The 15,232-nt window shown below is 66.8% G+C and carries 11 protein-coding genes; 6 read left to right on the top strand and 5 right to left on the bottom strand.

Going from position 1 to position 15,232, the window contains the following annotated elements; genetic code table 11:
- Window positions 1-81: 81 nt before the first annotated feature.
- The 3 genes from K225_RS0106120 to rsmA are packed head-to-tail and all read left to right on the top strand — an operon-like array spanning window position 82 to window position 4,678.
- On the top strand, window positions 82-2,493 hold the full coding sequence (locus K225_RS0106120; protein WP_081679611.1) for an LPS-assembly protein LptD: 2,412 nt from the start codon (window positions 82-84) through the stop codon (window positions 2,491-2,493).
- Between the two features lie 9 nt (window positions 2,494-2,502).
- Window positions 2,503-3,903, top strand: a complete 1,401-nt coding sequence (locus K225_RS0106115; protein ID WP_026435593.1) for a peptidylprolyl isomerase — start codon at window positions 2,503-2,505, stop codon at window positions 3,901-3,903.
- Between the two features lie 13 nt (window positions 3,904-3,916).
- Complete coding sequence (gene rsmA / locus K225_RS0106110; protein WP_026435592.1) at window positions 3,917-4,678, top strand: 16S rRNA (adenine(1518)-N(6)/adenine(1519)-N(6))-dimethyltransferase RsmA; 762 nt, start codon at window positions 3,917-3,919, stop codon at window positions 4,676-4,678.
- 364 nt (window positions 4,679-5,042) lie between these two features.
- Here rsmA and K225_RS0106100 read toward each other — a convergent pair whose 3' ends face one another.
- The 4 genes from K225_RS0106100 to K225_RS0106085 form a co-directional block, all read right to left on the bottom strand.
- On the bottom strand, window positions 5,043-5,468 hold the full coding sequence (locus K225_RS0106100) for a barstar family protein (RefSeq protein WP_026435591.1): 426 nt from the start codon (window positions 5,466-5,468) through the stop codon (window positions 5,043-5,045).
- A 137-nt stretch (window positions 5,469-5,605) separates the two neighbouring features.
- On the bottom strand, window positions 5,606-6,013 hold the full coding sequence (locus tag K225_RS0106095) for a ribonuclease domain-containing protein (protein ID WP_026435590.1): 408 nt from the start codon (window positions 6,011-6,013) through the stop codon (window positions 5,606-5,608).
- Window positions 6,014-6,168: 155 nt separating this feature from the next.
- Window positions 6,169-8,487, bottom strand: a complete 2,319-nt coding sequence (locus tag K225_RS0106090; RefSeq protein ID WP_026435589.1) for an NADP-dependent malic enzyme — start codon at window positions 8,485-8,487, stop codon at window positions 6,169-6,171.
- Window positions 8,488-8,776: 289 nt separating this feature from the next.
- Complete coding sequence (locus K225_RS0106085) at window positions 8,777-10,135, bottom strand: aspartate aminotransferase family protein (RefSeq protein ID WP_026435588.1); 1,359 nt, start codon at window positions 10,133-10,135, stop codon at window positions 8,777-8,779.
- Window positions 10,136-10,391: 256 nt separating this feature from the next.
- Here K225_RS0106085 and K225_RS20425 point away from each other — a divergent pair, with 256 nt between their 5' ends.
- Window positions 10,392-12,254: a PhnD/SsuA/transferrin family substrate-binding protein gene (locus tag K225_RS20425; protein WP_081679607.1), complete on the top strand. Its 1,863-nt coding sequence runs from the start codon at window positions 10,392-10,394 to the stop codon at window positions 12,252-12,254.
- On the top strand, window positions 12,251-12,916 hold the full coding sequence (locus K225_RS0106075; RefSeq protein ID WP_026435587.1) for a response regulator transcription factor: 666 nt from the start codon (window positions 12,251-12,253) through the stop codon (window positions 12,914-12,916). Before K225_RS20425 ends, K225_RS0106075 begins: the two co-directional genes overlap by 4 nt.
- Before the next feature lie 72 nt (window positions 12,917-12,988).
- On the opposite strand, the gene K225_RS0106070 is transcribed toward K225_RS0106075, so the two are convergent.
- Complete coding sequence (locus tag K225_RS0106070; protein WP_026435586.1) at window positions 12,989-14,023, bottom strand: c-type cytochrome; 1,035 nt, start codon at window positions 14,021-14,023, stop codon at window positions 12,989-12,991.
- 171 nt (window positions 14,024-14,194) lie between these two features.
- Between K225_RS0106070 and K225_RS0106065 the strand changes: the two genes are divergently transcribed.
- Window positions 14,195-15,130, top strand: coding sequence for a LysR family transcriptional regulator (locus K225_RS0106065; protein WP_202900025.1), 936 nt, complete (start codon window positions 14,195-14,197; stop codon window positions 15,128-15,130).
- Window positions 15,131-15,232: the final 102 nt, after the last annotated feature.

The following is a 15,232-nucleotide window of genomic DNA, read 5'->3' as shown; positions in this document are numbered from 1 at the left end:
ACAAACCCGCCCTGCCTGGCGCGGGCCGTTTTTCAAGCCTTGTTCATATTGCCCGACGTGCCCCGCCGCCCGCCCTCTTTCGTGCAGAACCCCCAACCCCTTTCCCGGCCGGTGCGGCAAGCCGCTGCGCGGGCCCGCCGGCCGGGGCTGCATCCTCTGGCCTGTGCCGTGGCGCTGGCCTGGTGTGGCCTGCCGCAGGCCGCCTTGGCGCAGGCCGATGCGCCCAGTGCCTGGGATGCCCCGCCACTGCGCCGCAGCCCGCAACTGCAGGAGACCCTGCCGGCAGACCTGCGCCCCCAGTTGCCGGTGTTTGTGTCGGGCGACCACATCACCGGCCAGCCCGATGTGAAGGCCACCATCGACGGCCATGCCGAGCTGCGCCGCGGGGATACCGTGATCCGGGCCGACCGGCTGGACTACACCGTGGCTGACGACCTCGCCCAGGCGCAGGGAAGCGTGCGCATCAACCGGGCCGGCAACACCTATGACGGTTCGGAGCTGGAGCTGCGCGTGGACGCGTTCCAGGGCTTCTTCAGCGATGCGCGTTACCGCTTTCTCGCCACCGGCGCCCATGGCGATTCCACGCGCGTGGATTTCCTGGACCGCGACCGCACCATGGTGCACACCGCCACTTACACCACCTGCCAGAAAGACGACTCGGCCAGCTGGGAGCCCGACTGGGTGCTGCGCGCCAAGACCATCCACCTGGACATGGCGGAGGAGGTCGGCATCGCCGACGGGGCCGTGCTGGAGTTCAAGGGGGTGCCGGTACTGCCCATTCCGCACATCAGCTTTCCGCTGTCGGACAAGCGCAAGTCGGGGCTGCTGCCGCCCACGGTGGGCCTGGACAGCCGCAATGGCCTCGAATACATGCAGCCCTACTACTGGAACATCGCCCCCAACCGCGATGCCACGCTGCGCGGCGCCATCCTGGCCAAACGCGGCGTCGAGGTCGGGGGGGAGTTCCGGTACCTGGAAAGCGACTACCGCGGCCTGGTGGACGTCAACCTGATGCCCACGGACAGCCAGCGCGACCGCATGCGCTGGGGCTATTCGGCGCAGCACCAGGGGCAGATCAGCACCCCCGTGGGCGGTGTGGGCCTGAACCTCAACCTCAACCGGGTGAGCGACGACAACTACTGGCGCGATTTCCGCCGGGGCCCGCTGCCGCTGCGCCAGCGCCTGCTGCCCAGCGATGCCACCCTGTCATGGGCTGCAGCCGACATGTCGGCCCAGGTGCGCACCCTGAAGTGGCAGGCCCTGCAGGATGTGGCCTCGCCCATCGTGCCACCCTACAACCTCATGCCCCAGCTGCTGTGGCGCTATGCGCCCCAGGATCTGGACCGGGGCCTGGATTTCAGCATGGTGGCCGACACCACGCGCTTCGAGGCGGACCGGGCGCTGCCCAACCCGGCCGATGGCCAGCGCAGCTTTGTGCAGGCGCAGCTGAGCCGCCCGTTTCTGGCGCCAGGGGGCTTCGTCATCCCCAAAGTGCAACTGCATGCCACGCAATACCAGTTCGACAAACCGCTGAGAAATGGCCAGAGCTCGGCCAGCCGCACCCTGCCCACCTTCAGCCTGGACAGCGGGCTGGTGTTCGAGCGCGATGCGCGCCTGCTGGGCCGCGCCTTCACGCAGACGCTGGAGCCGCGCGCGTTCTACACCTACACGCCCTACCGCGACCAGCGCTACCTGCCGCTGTACGACACGGCGGCCACGGACTTCAACTTCGGCACCATCTACACCGAAAACGCTTATGGCGGCAATGACCGCCTGGCAGACAACAACCTGCTGACCATGGGCGTGACAACGCGCTTCCTGGATCCCAATACCGGCGCCGAGGCCTTGCGCCTGGGCATTGCCCAGCGCCTGCGCTTCTCCGACCAGAACGTGACCCTGGACAACCAGCCCATCAGCGAACGCCTGTCCGATGTGCTGCTCGGGGCGGGCATCAACTGGACACCGCAGTGGGGCTTTGACTCCACCGTGCAATACAACCCCAAGACGGGACGCTCCATCCGTTCCACCGTGGGCGCGCGCTACAGCCCGGGCAACTTCCGCACCATCAACGCGGTCTATCGCCTGCAGCGCGGCACCAGCGAGCAGATCGACGTGGGCTGGCAGTGGCCGCTGGCGGCCTTGTGGGGCGGGCAAGCTGCGGGCAGCGGCCCCGAGCGCGTCAAGGGCCAGGACGGCGGCCGCTGGTACAGCGTGGGCCGCCTCAACTACAGCCTGCGCGACCGCAAGCTGGTCGACACCGTGGTGGGCTTCGAATACGACAGCTGCTGCTGGATTGGCCGGGTGGTGCTGGAGCGCCTGCAAAGCAGCGTGACGACCGCCAACACGCGGCTGCTGTTCCAGATCGAATTCGTGGGTTTCTCGCGCCTGAGCCTGGGCAACAACCCCCTCGACACCCTGAAACGGAATGTGCCGCGCTACCAATACCTGCGCGATCAGGTCAGCACCCCCAGCCGCTTCAGCAACTATGACTAACCTGACACCATGAACCACCGTGCAATTGCTTTGGGCCTGGCGTGCCTGGCATCTTTCGTGACCCATGGCGCTGCGGCGCAGGGCTTGCGCTCTTCGGGGGCGGCGGGAGCGGGCCTCTCGCGCACTTCGCCTGCGGCACCTTCCTTCACCTTGCCCGCTCCCGGTGCGGGCACCGCACTGCGGCAGGCCGATTTCATCGTGGCGGTGGTCAATTCGGAACCTGTCACCAACAACGAGGTGCGGTCCCGGGCGGAACGCATTGCACAGCAGGTGGCCCAGCAGGGCGGCAACCTGCCGCCCCGCGAGGCACTGGCCCGCGAGGTGCTGGAGCGCCTGATCGTGGAAAAGATCCAGCTGCAGCTGGCCCGTGAAGCCGGCATGCGCGTGGATGACTTTGCCGTGGGCCAGGCCGAGGAGAGCGTGGCCAAGCAAAACAGCGTCAGCGTGGCGGAGATGCACCGCCGGCTGGCTGCCGACGGCATCAGCAAGGAGCGCTTTCGCGAAGAGCTGCGCAACCAGCTGCTGCTGCAACGCCTGCGCGAGCGCGATGTGCAGTCCCGGGTGCGCGTGAGCGATCTCGACGTGGACCAGTACCTGCGCGAGCAGCAATCGAGTGCGGATGCCTCCAAGGTCGAAATCAACCTGGGCCATATCCTGGTGCGGGTGCCCGAGAACGCCAGCCCGGACCAGGTTGCCGAGCGCCAGGCCCGCGCCCAGCGCGCCGCCGACAAGGTGCGCGCCGGCGAGGACTTTGCGGCCGTGGCCAGAGAGTTCTCGGACTCCCCCGAAGCCAAGACGGCGGGCGGGCTGCTGGGCCTGCGCCCGGCCGACCGGTATCCCGAGCTGTTTGTCAGTGCCACGGCGCAGCTGCCCGTGGGGGGCATTGCCGGGCCCGTGCGTTCCGGGGCGGGTTTTCATGTGCTCAAGTTGGCCGACAAGTCCACCGGCGGTGTCTCCACCCTGGTGACCCAGAGCCATGTGCGCCATATCCTGCTGCGCACCGGCCCCCAGCTGACGGAAAGCGCCGCCGCAGCGCGGCTGGCCGATTACCGGCGTCGCATCGTGGCGGGCCAGGCAGATTTTGCCGAGCTGGCACGCGAGCATTCGCAGGACGGCAGCGCCAAGCAGGGCGGCGATCTGGGCTGGGCCAATCCGGGCCGCTACGTGCCCGAATTCGAGCAGGCCATGAGTACACTCCGGCCCGGCGAGGTCAGTGAGCCCCTGGTGTCGCGTTTTGGCGTGCACCTGATCCAGCTGGTGGCGCGCCGCGAGGCCAAGCTCACCCAGCGCGAACAGCGCGACATGGCCCGCGACACGGTGCGCGAGAAGAAGGTCGAGGAGGCCTTCACCAACTGGCTGCAGGAGTTGCGGGGCCGCGCCTACGTCGAATACCGCGAAGCGCCGCAGTGAAGATGGCCGCTGCATGAAACATATACCCCGCAAGCGCTTCGGCCAGCATTTCCTGTCCGACGGCGGCATCATCGAGGCCATCGTCAGCGCCATCGCGCCGCTGCCGGGCCAGCCCATGGTGGAAATCGGCCCCGGCCTGGCCGCGCTGACCCAACCCCTGGTGGAGCGCCTGGGGCGCCTGACGGTGATCGAGCTGGACCGGGACCTGGCCTTGCGGCTGCGGCTGCACGGACAGCTCGATGTCATCGAGTCCGACGTGCTGAAAGTCGATTTCACGCAATTGGCGCAGCAGCTCGGTGTTCCCAAGATACGGGTGGTCGGCAACCTGCCTTACAACATCTCCACGCCCATCCTGTTCCATCTGCTGGAGCATGTGCAGGCGATCGAAGACCAGCATTTCATGCTGCAAAAAGAGGTGATAGACCGCATGGTGGCGTCGCCCGCCACGTCGGACTACGGGCGTCTTTCGGTGATGCTGCAGTGGCGCTATGCCATGGAGAACGTGCTGTTCGTGCCGCCCGAAAGCTTCGATCCGCCGCCACGCGTGGACAGCGCGGTGGTGCGCATGGTGCCCCACGCCGCACCGGCTGCGGTACGCCCGGCACTGCTGTCCGAGCTGGTCCAGGTGGCCTTCAGCCAGCGCCGCAAGCTGCTGCGCCACACCCTGGGCCGCTGGCTCGATGCACGCCAGTTTGCGGGCCACTTCGACACCCAGCGCCGCGCCGAGGAAGTGCCCGTGGCTGAATATGTGGCACTGGCCCAGGCATGCTCTTGAATTGGTAGCTGTCACGCTTGATAAATAAGCGCTAGGACTAGATGCGCCTGGCCACTGGCGCGGCCCAGGCCAGGGATGCCGAGCAAGGGCCGCCCCGCAGCGAGGGCATCGTCCCCCTTCCCGGCGTAGCCGAGAGAAGGGGGAAGGCGCATTAGCGCCTCAGGGGGATGTCGCTATCACGCGGCGGTGAGCCAGTAGCCCGCGTTGAAGGGGCTGCTCATGCGCAGTGCCAGGGGCGAGATGTCGACCAGTTTGTCGGTGGGCATCTTTTCGGCGGTTTCCGGGTCGATGGCGATGCCCTGGACCGGTGGTGTTTCCTTAGCCTCGTTCGCCCGTTCTGCTTGGCTGGTGGTTGCAGAACGGGCTACAGAAAAGAATAGAAACAGCGGAAGGGAATCTTGCGGTCACCCCAGAAATCTGCTGCATCGCGGAAGATATCGAGCAGCTGCTCACGTGCTTCCTTGTCGAACTTGCCCGTGGCCGGGATCTGTTCGAGCACGACGATGAAGCCCGGCTGCGGTCCCGACTTGTGCAGCGGGTCGGTCATGCAGTCGTAGAGCGCATCGAAATTCTTGCCGAAGTGCGCCGGAAAAGTGAATTGCGCGGCAATCAGGTCCAGCACATCCTGTTTGGACTGGGCGTGGGCCAGGTTGGCATACAGAAAATGGTGACCCAGGGAACCTGCGGCATCTTGCAGATCCTGCACGCGAAAAGCGCGAATGGATTGCACGATGTTGGTGCGCACGCCACGCAGTGGCGTTTCCAGGTCTTTACGAAGGGGCGTCTGCATCTCCGTTGCTCTTTCTTTATAAGGTCCAAAAACTTCTGGCTGACCACAAAACCGCAGGATGCGGGATTCGGGTCGGGAAAACAAGGGGGCCTGCTGTCCACCGCCCCGGCAAGGGTGGGCGGACAACCCATCAGGCATCATTCGACAATCCTGCGAAAACTGGCGTAGTGGTCGCTGGTGTAATAACAGGCATCCGGTACCCGGGGCTTGCCACCGCACACGATGCGCCGGGCACCCCGATTGCGGGCGCCAGGTGTCTTGACGGTGTATTCACGGTAATAGCCACGCTGGTGGGCCGGCAATATCCGTTCACGATTGCCAAAAACCGTGCCGTCCTTGTCGAAAGGAAAAGGACCGCCCTGGTGAATCAGTGCATAGGTCGAGCGGCCCTGGGGGGGCAGATCTGCCACGGCGATGGAAGCAATGGAACCGTCGGTGGACGGGGATTGACGGGCGTGCCCGGCAACCGGACCCAGGACCAACGCAACACCCACAACACACAAAACCCCTGCTTTTCGCACTTGGGTGGCTACAGCCTTGAGCATCAACGACACCTTTCAGAAACTACGGGTTAACCCGAAATTTCAAGGGGCTAGTGTCGCTCAAAGCCCCCCAAAAAGCAAGCGCCTGCACAAAGATTGGGCAGGCGCCGGGGGTTTTGGGGGTGCACCAAAGTTAGTGCACGCTGTTTGTTGAAGGCTTACCGTGCTGCGCTGGCGTCGGCCACGGTGATGGCTGTCATATTCACCAGGCGCCGTACGGTGGTGCTGGGGGTGAGGATGTGCACCGGCTGTGCGGCCCCCAGCAGCACCGGGCCGATGGCGATGTTGCCACCCGCTGCCGTCTTGAGCAGGTTGTAGGAAATGTTGGCGGCGTCGATGTTGGGCAGCACCAGCAGGTTGGCATCGCCCGCCAGGCTGCTGTGGGGCATGAGCGCGGCGCGCGCCTTGCCGTCCAGGGCCACGTCGCCGTGCATTTCACCGTCCACTTCCAGCCAGGGCGCCTGCACGCGCAAGAGCTCCAGCGTCTGGCGCATCTTCACGGCACTGGGCTGGTTGCTGGAGCCAAAGTTGGAATGCGACAGCAGCGCGGCCTTGGGCTTGATGCCAAAGCGCATCATTTCCTCGGCCGCCATGACGGTGATCTCGGCCAGTTGCTCGGCCGTGGGGTCGTAGTTCACATGCGTATCGATGAGGAACACCTGGCGGTCGGGCAGCAGCAGGCCGTTCATGCACGCGTAGGTGTTGACCCCCGCGCGCTTGCCGATCACCTGGTCGATGTACTGCAGGTGGTGTGCCGTCTGGCCCCAGGTGCCGGTGATCAGCCCGTCGACCTCGCCCTTGTGCAGCAGCATGGCGCCAATGAGGGTCAGGCGGCGGCGCATCTCGATCTTGGCGATGGGGGCGGTGATGCCCTTGCGCTCGGTCATGCGGTGGTAGGTCTGCCAGAAGTCGCGGTAGCGGTGGTCCTGCTCGACGTTGACCACGTCATAGTCCTGCCCCTCCTTCAGGCGCAGGCCGAACTTCTCGATGCGCTGCGCAATGATGGCCGGGCGGCCGATCAGGGTGGGGCGGGCGATCTTTTCGTCCACCACGATCTGCGCGGCGCGCAGCACGCGCTCTTCCTCGCCCTCGGCGTAGGCCACGCGCTTCTTGGTGGCGGCCTTGGCGGCGGTGAAGATGGGCTTCATGGTGGTGCCCGAGGCATACACGAAGGTCTGCAGATGGTCGCGGTAGGCGTCCATGTCCGCGATGGGGCGCAGGGCCACGCCGCTGTCAACGGCCGCCTGGGCCACCGCCGGCGCGATCATCATCATCAGGCGTGGATCGAACGGCTTGGGAATCAGGTATTCCGGGCCGAAGGCCAGCGGCTCGCCCACATAGGCCGCGGCCACCACTTCGCTCTGCTCGGCCTGGGCCAGCTCGGCGATGGCGTACACGGCGGCGATTTCCATCTCCATCGTGATGGTGGTGGCGCCGCAATCGAGCGCACCGCGGAAGATGTAGGGGAAGCACAGGACGTTGTTGACCTGGTTCGGATAGTCCGAGCGGCCCGTGGCCATGATGGCGTCGTCGCGCACGGCCTTCACGTCCTCGGGCTGGATCTCGGGGTTGGGATTGGCCAGGGCGAAGATCAGGGGACGCGGTGCCATGCGGGCCACCATGTCCTTCTTGAGCACGCCGCCGGCCGACAGGCCCAGGAACACATCGGCGCCCGTGATGATCTCGCCGAGCGTGCGCGCATCGGTCTTTTGCGCGAAAAAGCGCTTGTCCTCGTCCATCAGCTCGGTGCGGCCTTCATAGACCACGCCGGCGATGTCGGTCACCCAGATGTTCTCGCGCGGAATGCCCAGCTTGACCAGCAGGCCCAGGCAGGCCAGTGCCGCGGCGCCCGCGCCCGAGGTCACGAGCTTGATGCTCTGCAGGTCCTTGCCCGCCACCTTCAGGCCGTTGAGGATGGCGGCGCCCACCGTGATCGCCGTGCCGTGCTGGTCGTCATGGAAGACCGGGATCTTCATGCGCTCGCGCAGCTTGCGTTCGATGTAGAAACAGTCGGGGGCCTTGATGTCTTCCAGGTTGATGCCGCCAAAGGTGGGCTCCAGCGCCGCGATGATCTCGACCAGCTTTTCGGGGTCTTTCTCGTTGATCTCGATGTCGAACACATCGATGCCCGAGAACTTCTTGAACAGCACGCCCTTGCCTTCCATCACGGGCTTGCCGGCCAGCGGGCCGATGTCGCCCAGGCCCAGCACGGCCGTGCCGTTGGTCACCACGCCGACCAGGTTGCCGCGGCTGGTGTACTTGAAGGCGGCGTTGGGGTCCTTGACGATTTCTTCGCAGGGAGCGGCGACACCGGGCGAGTAGGCCAGCGCCAGGTCGTGCTGGTTGACCATCTGCTTGGTGGCCGCAATCGCAATCTTGCCGGGCTTGGGAAACTCGTGGTATTCGAGAGCGGCCTTGCGCAGGAGCGCACGCTTGTCGGGAAGAGGATGGTTGTCGGCCGTGGTGTTCTCGGGCATCAAGCGTCTCCAGCTTTCAGAAAGTGCCGGGGTCCGCGGTGGATCTGCTCGGGGCGGACCGTCGGCTTTGTAAGGGGAGGTGCATTGTAGGCTGGGTCCCGTGAAAGCCCTGGCTCGCCAACGTGCTTATCTGATTGCAACACTTGTTCAGGAAAGGATCAAAGCTGCAAGATCGGAAGCATCGGTTCCGTGGCCAGCGAATGTCTGGCGAGCGGAGCCAGAATGTGCAAGAAAACGCCAGATGCTATGAATGTTGCAGCCATTGGCGTGTGTAGGCGTCTGGCGCGTTTTACGCCGTCTCCGCCAGCGCATCGCCCAGCGCATTGACCAGGCGGTCGATCTCGGCGCGTTCGCTGATGAACGGCGGTGCCAGCTGGATGGTGTCGCCACCGTAGCGCACGTAAAAGCCCTTCTTCCAGCAGTTCATCGCGATCTCGTAGGGGCGCTTGGCAGGCTCGCCGGGCAGCGGCGCAATCGTCAGGCCCGCCGCCAGGCCGAAGTTGCGGATGTCCAGCACATGCCTGGCGCCCTTCAGGCTGTGCACGGCTTCTTCAAAATACGGCGCCAGGGCTTTCACGCGGCCGATCATGTCTTCCTTTTGCAGGATGTCGAGCGTCGCAATGCCCGCTGCACAGGCCACGGGGTGGGCCGAGTAGGTGTAGCCATGCGGGAACTCCAGCATGTAGTCCGGGCCGCCTGCTGCCATGAAGGTGTCGTAGATCTCCTTGCTGGCCACCACGCCGCCCAGCGGCTGCGCCCCGTTGGTGACCTGCTTGGCAAAGTTCAGGATGTCGGGCGTCACGCCAAAGGCCTCGGCGCCGGTCCAGGCACCGCTGCGGCCAAAACCGCTGATCACCTCGTCAAAAATCAGCAGGATGTTGTTCTGCGTGCAGATTTCGCGCAGGCGCTGCAGGTAGCCCGCGGGCGGGATCACCACGCCCGCCGAGCCCGAGAACGGCTCCACGATCACAGCCGCGATGTTCGATGCATCGTGCAGCGCGATCACGTCGAGCAGCCGGTCGGCCAGTTCCTTGCCGGTGGGCGGCATGCCCTTGTGGAACGAGCCCGCCGGCGGCTGGGTATGGGGCAGGTGGTCGGCCTCGACGCCCTGGCCGAACAGCTTGCGGTTGGCCACGATGCCACCGACCGAAATGCCGCCGAAGTTCACGCCGTGGTAGCCCTTTTCGCGGCCGATCAGGCGCGTCTTGGTACCCTGGCCCTTGGCGCGCCAGTAGGCGCGGGCCATCTTGAGGGACGTGTCGGCCGACTCGGAGCCCGAGCCGGTGAAGAACACATAGTCCAGTCCGGCAGGCGTGAGTTCCTTGACGCGGTTGGCCAGCTCGAAACCCAGCGGGTGGCCGAACTGGAAGGCGGGCGCATAGTCCAGCTTCTGCGCCTGTCTGCCAATCGCCTCGGCGATCTCGCGGCGGCCGTGGCCCAGGCCCGCGCACCACAGGCCCGAGAGGCCGTCAAAGATCTTGCGGCCTTCGCTGTCGGTGTAATACGCGCCGCTGCCCTCCACGATCATGCGCGGGTTCTGCTTGAACTGGCGGTTGGCCGTGTAGGGCATCCAGTGCGCGTCCAACCATTCGGCGTCCATGCGGGGTGCGGCGCCAGCGGCGGGGGTGTCGATGGGGGCAAAGCTCATGGGGGTTCTCCGGTGCATACAGATCGGGATGGGCGCCCCGGCTGGGGCACGGAGTCGCCATTGTTGTTCCGGTTGCCAATTGCTCAAAGAACGCAATATCAATGTTCACTTGCTAATTTATGCAAGCATTGACCGTTTTTTCTGTACGGTGACGGCGATTGATTTGCTATTAAATAAATAGCTATTTGTGCTGAACAGGAAAGAGCCTCAGCCTTTTCCCCCAAAGACTGAATCGACCTTTGCTTACAATTCGACCATGCGCAAGCCCACCTTCTACCGATGCGCTGGCGCGGCAGGGCGCTGGCTGGCGGCAGCCTGCCTGCTGGCTGCGCCGCTGGCGGGGGCCGGGCAGACGCCAGCGGTGGCCATCGCGCCCATCCGCATCGGCGTGCTGGCCGTGCTCGAAGGCGAGGACACCCGCCGCCTGTGGCAGCCGCTGGCCGACGGGCTGGCGCGCGCCCTGCCGGAGCACAGCGTGCGGCTGCAGGTGCTCGACCCGGATGCGCTGGAGGCGGCGCTGGCGCGGCAGGCCCTGGACTTCGTGGTGACCAACCCGGGGCACTACGTGCGGCTGGAGGCGCGCCACGGCGCCACGCGCATCGCCACCCAGACCACCGCCGAAAGCGACGACCCCGCCCACACCGTGGGCTCGGCCGTGGTGGTGCGCGCGGGTGCGCCGCTGCCCGCCACGCTCCAGGCCTTGCGCGGGCAGCGCGTGGCGGCCGTGGCCGAAGATGCCTTTGGCGGCTACCAGTTGGTGGCGCATGAGTGGCTGCAGAGCGGCCTGGACGCCGAGGCGGGCGCGGTGCAGCGGGTGTTCACCGGCTTTCCGATGCAGCGCGTGGCCGACGCGGTGCTGGCGGGCCGGGCCGACGCGGGCATCCTGCGCACCTGCGTGCTGGAGCAGCTCGAACGCGCGGGCCGCGTGGCCCCAGGCGCGCTGGTGGTGGTGGGCGCGCGGCCCGATGCGCCGGCGGCCTGCCAGTCGTCCACGCCGCTGTACCCCGGCTGGGCATTTGCCGCGCTGGCCAGCACGCCGCCCGAGCTGGGCCGCACCGTGCTGCTGGCGTTATTGACACTGCCCGCCGATGCCCAGGGCGGCCGCTGGTCGGTGCCCGCTGATTACCAGCGCGTGCATGACGTACTGCGCGCGCTGCAGGCCGAGCCCTATGCGTTCTTGCGCGAGACGCGGGTGCAGGCGCTGCTGGGCCGCTACTGGTACCTGCTGGCCGGCATGCTGGCCATGCTGCTGCTGGGTGCGGCCTACATGCTGCATGTGGAACTGCTGGTCAAGCGTCGCACCGCCGAGCTCACGCGCAGCCTGCGCGAGCGCGAACGGCTGGCGCAGCAACTGGCGCAGGGCCAGGAGACCATGGACCACCTCTCGCGCCTGTCCATCCTGGGCGAGCTGTCGGCCACGCTGGCGCACGAACTCAGCCATCCGCTGGCCACCATTGCCAACTACGCCGCCAGTGTGCAGCGGCGTGCCGCGAGCGGCAAGCTCACGCCCGACGCGCTGGCACAGGCGCTGCAGGAAATGGCCCAGGAAACCGAGCGTGCCACGCGCGTGATCGCCAGCATCCGGGCGCTGGCACGCCGGCGCGTGCCAGTGCGCGTGCTCAGCGACCCGGTGGCACTGGCCAACGAGGCCGTGGCGCTGTTTGGCGGCCTGCTGGGCCGGGCACCGCCGATTCGCGTCGAATGCGCGCCCGGCAGCCGGGGCCTGCGTGTGCCAGGTGACCCGCAGCAGATCCAGCAGGTGCTGCTGAACCTGCTCAAGAATGCGCTGGACGCCCACCGCGCTGCTGGTCGTGCCGATGCGCCCATCGCCGTGCACATCGAGCACCGTGAGGGCCGCCTGGCCATCGCCGTGCAGGACCAGGGCGCGCCCCTGAGCGATGCCGAGCGCGCGCGGCTGTTCGAGCCCTTCTACACCACCCGCCCCGACGGCCTGGGCCTGGGCCTGGCCATCTGCCGGGGCATTGCCGAAACGCATGGCGGTGCGCTGCAGGCCCGCCCGGTGGATGCCAACGGCGGCCCCGGCATGGTGTTCGAATTGCTGCTGCCGCTCGGCCCCACCGCCCTACCGGGCCCAGACCCGCAGGAACCCACGCCATGACTGCATCCCCTCCCATCGTCCATGTGGTGGACGACGACCCCGCCTTCCTGCGCTCGACCCTGTTCATGGTCGAAGGGCTGGGTTTTGCGCCCGTGGGTTACGCGCAGGCGCAGGATTTTCTGGACGCCCATCCAGCGCCCGCGCCCCAGGGCTGTTGCCTGCTGCTGGACATCCGCATGCCGCGCATGAGCGGGCTGGAGCTGCAGCGGCGCCTGGCCGACCTGGGGCGCGACTATCCCATCGTGTTCATGACTGGGCATGGCGACATCGACCAGGCCGTGCAGGCCATGCGCGCGGGCGCCATCGACTTTCTGCAAAAGCCTTTTCGTGAGCAGGCGCTGCTCGATGCCCTCAACTACGCCGTAGGCGTGAACCTGGCGGCGCAGCGCCAGCAGGGGCTGCGCGCCGCCGCGCAGGAGCAGCTCGGGCGCCTGTCGCCGCGCGAGCGCGATGTGGCGCGCCTGGTGGCATTGGGCCTGAGCAACAAGGAAGTGGCGCGGCAGCTGAGCATCAGCGACCACACCGTGCATGTCCACCGCCAGCGCATCACCGAGAAGACCGGCAGCGGCCATGCCGCCGACCTGGCCCGCCTGATCTTGCGCGCCGACCCCCGGGCGCTGGACGACGGCGGCACCTCCGTACCGCCGTCGCACCCTGTTTGAGCTATCAAATCAAGAGCTGTTAGCGCTTTTCCAGAAAGCGCTACAGCCATAATTGTCTGAGCTTTCAGGCCTTTAGCGGGCAGGCTGGGGCGCGGCCTTGGCGCGCTCGGCGGCGGCACCGGCCTTGAGCTGCTCCATCATTTCCTTTTGCTTGGCCACCAGCGGCGGGAAGGGGCCAAAGCGGTGCTGGTCTGCATCGGCGCCCAGCAGGTAGGGCGGGAAGGCCGAGTCCACGGGTTTGTTCCAGCGTGCCGGGAAGTCCACCTCCAGGTTGGCCTTGGTGGGGCGCGGCTTGGAGAGCATGAACCCGGCCACGTCGTAGGCCTCGTCATCGCTCAGTTGCGGCGCGTCGTGCGAGGCGCCCAGCGGCATGTTGTGCTTGATGAAGCGCGTGGCCATGATCAGGCGGTTCATGCCCGCGCCGTTGTTGAAGGTGTCGTTGCCCCACAGCGGCGGGAAGGTGTAGCCCTGCGCATCGCCCACCTGGCCGGCGCGCACACCCTGGCCGTCGGGGCCGTGGCACACCGCGCACTTGGCTGCGTACACCTTGCTGCCCGCCACCGTGTCGGCGCGCCGGTTGGGCATCTTGCTTTGCACCATGCCCGCACCCTGCACCTCGGCGCCCACGGGAATGCCCTTGGACAGGAAGGAAATGTAGGTCACAAAGGCCTTCATCTCGCGCGAGTCCAGCGGCAGGGGCTTGCCGCTCATGCTGCGCTCCATGCAGCCGTTGACGCGTTCTTCGACGGTGCTGATGGCGTCCTCGCGCCCGCGGTATTGCGGGAAGGTGGCCGACACGCCGCTCCAGGGCATGGCGAAGGGCTTGGTGGCATTGCTCTGGTGGCACGAGGCACAGGCCAGGTTGTTGCCCGCCAGGCGGCGGCGCACGTCCTGCACCTCGGGGCCAATGTGGGCAAAGGTGCGCGTGGTCAGCTCGTGCCCATACTTCACCAGCTCGCGGTATTGGCCGGGCGGCAGCTGGTCGATCTCGGGCACGGCGCGGCCCACCAGGTTGACGGGTGCGGGCGCATCGCCGGCGGCCAGGGAGGCCGTGCAAAGCAGGGCCAGTGCGGGGGCGGCCAGCAGTTTCTGAAGAGAGGGAGTCATGGTCTTGTTCCTTTCTTGTGGGACGCGACCATGGTAGGTGGAGGCCTGGGGCCAATGCAAGCGCCTGTTCCGGCCAAGCCGGTAGCCTTTTTCGGCTATTGCGTTCGCGCTGGCACCGGCTGTCGGGCTGGTAGCCTTGGGGGGTGTTTTCCCCTTGCCCCCATCACCGCCATGCCCGCCCCTTCCCCCCGTGAACGCGCCGTGCTGGGCCAGCTCAGCGACATGGACCTGCGCCTGCTGCAGGTGTTCAAGAGCGTGGCCGAGTGCGGCGGCATGTCGGCGGCCGAGCTGGAGCTGAACATCGGCACCAGCACCGTCAGCCGCCACATGAAAGACCTGGAGACGCGCCTGGGCCTCACGCTGTGCCGGCGCGGGCGGGCGGGCTTTGCCCTCACGCCCGAGGGCCAGCGCGTGTACGACGAAACTCTGCGGCTGCTGAGCGCCGTGGACGCGTTTCGCAGCAGCATCGACGACATCCACCGCCGCATGGGCGGGCGCCTGGAGGTGGCGGTGTTCGACAAGACCGCCAGCAACCCGGCGGCGCACATCGGTGACGCGATTGCGCTGTTCTCCGAGCAGGCACCGGACGTGAGCCTGCAGATGCATGTGGCCTCGATCAACGCCATAGAGCGCGGGTTGATCGACGGCAGCCTGCATATCGGCATCATCCCGGCGCACCGCGCCTCGCAAAGCCTGGTGTATGCCAACCTGTTCACCGAGACCATGCTGCTGTACTGCGGCGCGCGCCACCCGCTGTTCGGGGCCGACCATGCGGCCCTGACCTGGGACGCCTTGCGCGCCCACCAGTTTGCCGGCCTGGGCTACCACTCGCCCAACATGGAGCTGAGCCACAGCGCGCACCTGCCGCGCAAGGCCACGGGGTTTGACCAGGAGTCGATCGCCACGCTCATCCTCTCGGGCCGCTACCTGGGCTTTCTGCCCGATCACTACGCCGAAGCCTTCGTGCGCCAGGGCCAGATGCAGGCCGTGCAGCCCGCGCAGTTTTTCTACCGCTGCCAGTTTGTCAGCGTGCTGCGCAAGTCGCCCCAGCCATCGCGCGCGGCCCAGGCTTTTGCGCAATGCCTGCTGGCCGCGCATGGTGGGTAGTCCCACGGCATTGCGCCAGCCTTGCGAGATCGTCCACAGGATCTGAGGGCGCCAGCCTGCAAACCCTCAGGGCACAGGACCGGCGGGTGGGTGCGCTGCTCG

It is taken from the genome of Acidovorax sp. JHL-9 (assembly GCF_000426205.1).
GTDB lineage: Bacteria > Pseudomonadota > Gammaproteobacteria > Burkholderiales > Burkholderiaceae_C > Acidovorax > Acidovorax soli.
This window is presented reverse-complemented; position numbering and strand designations above follow the sequence as displayed.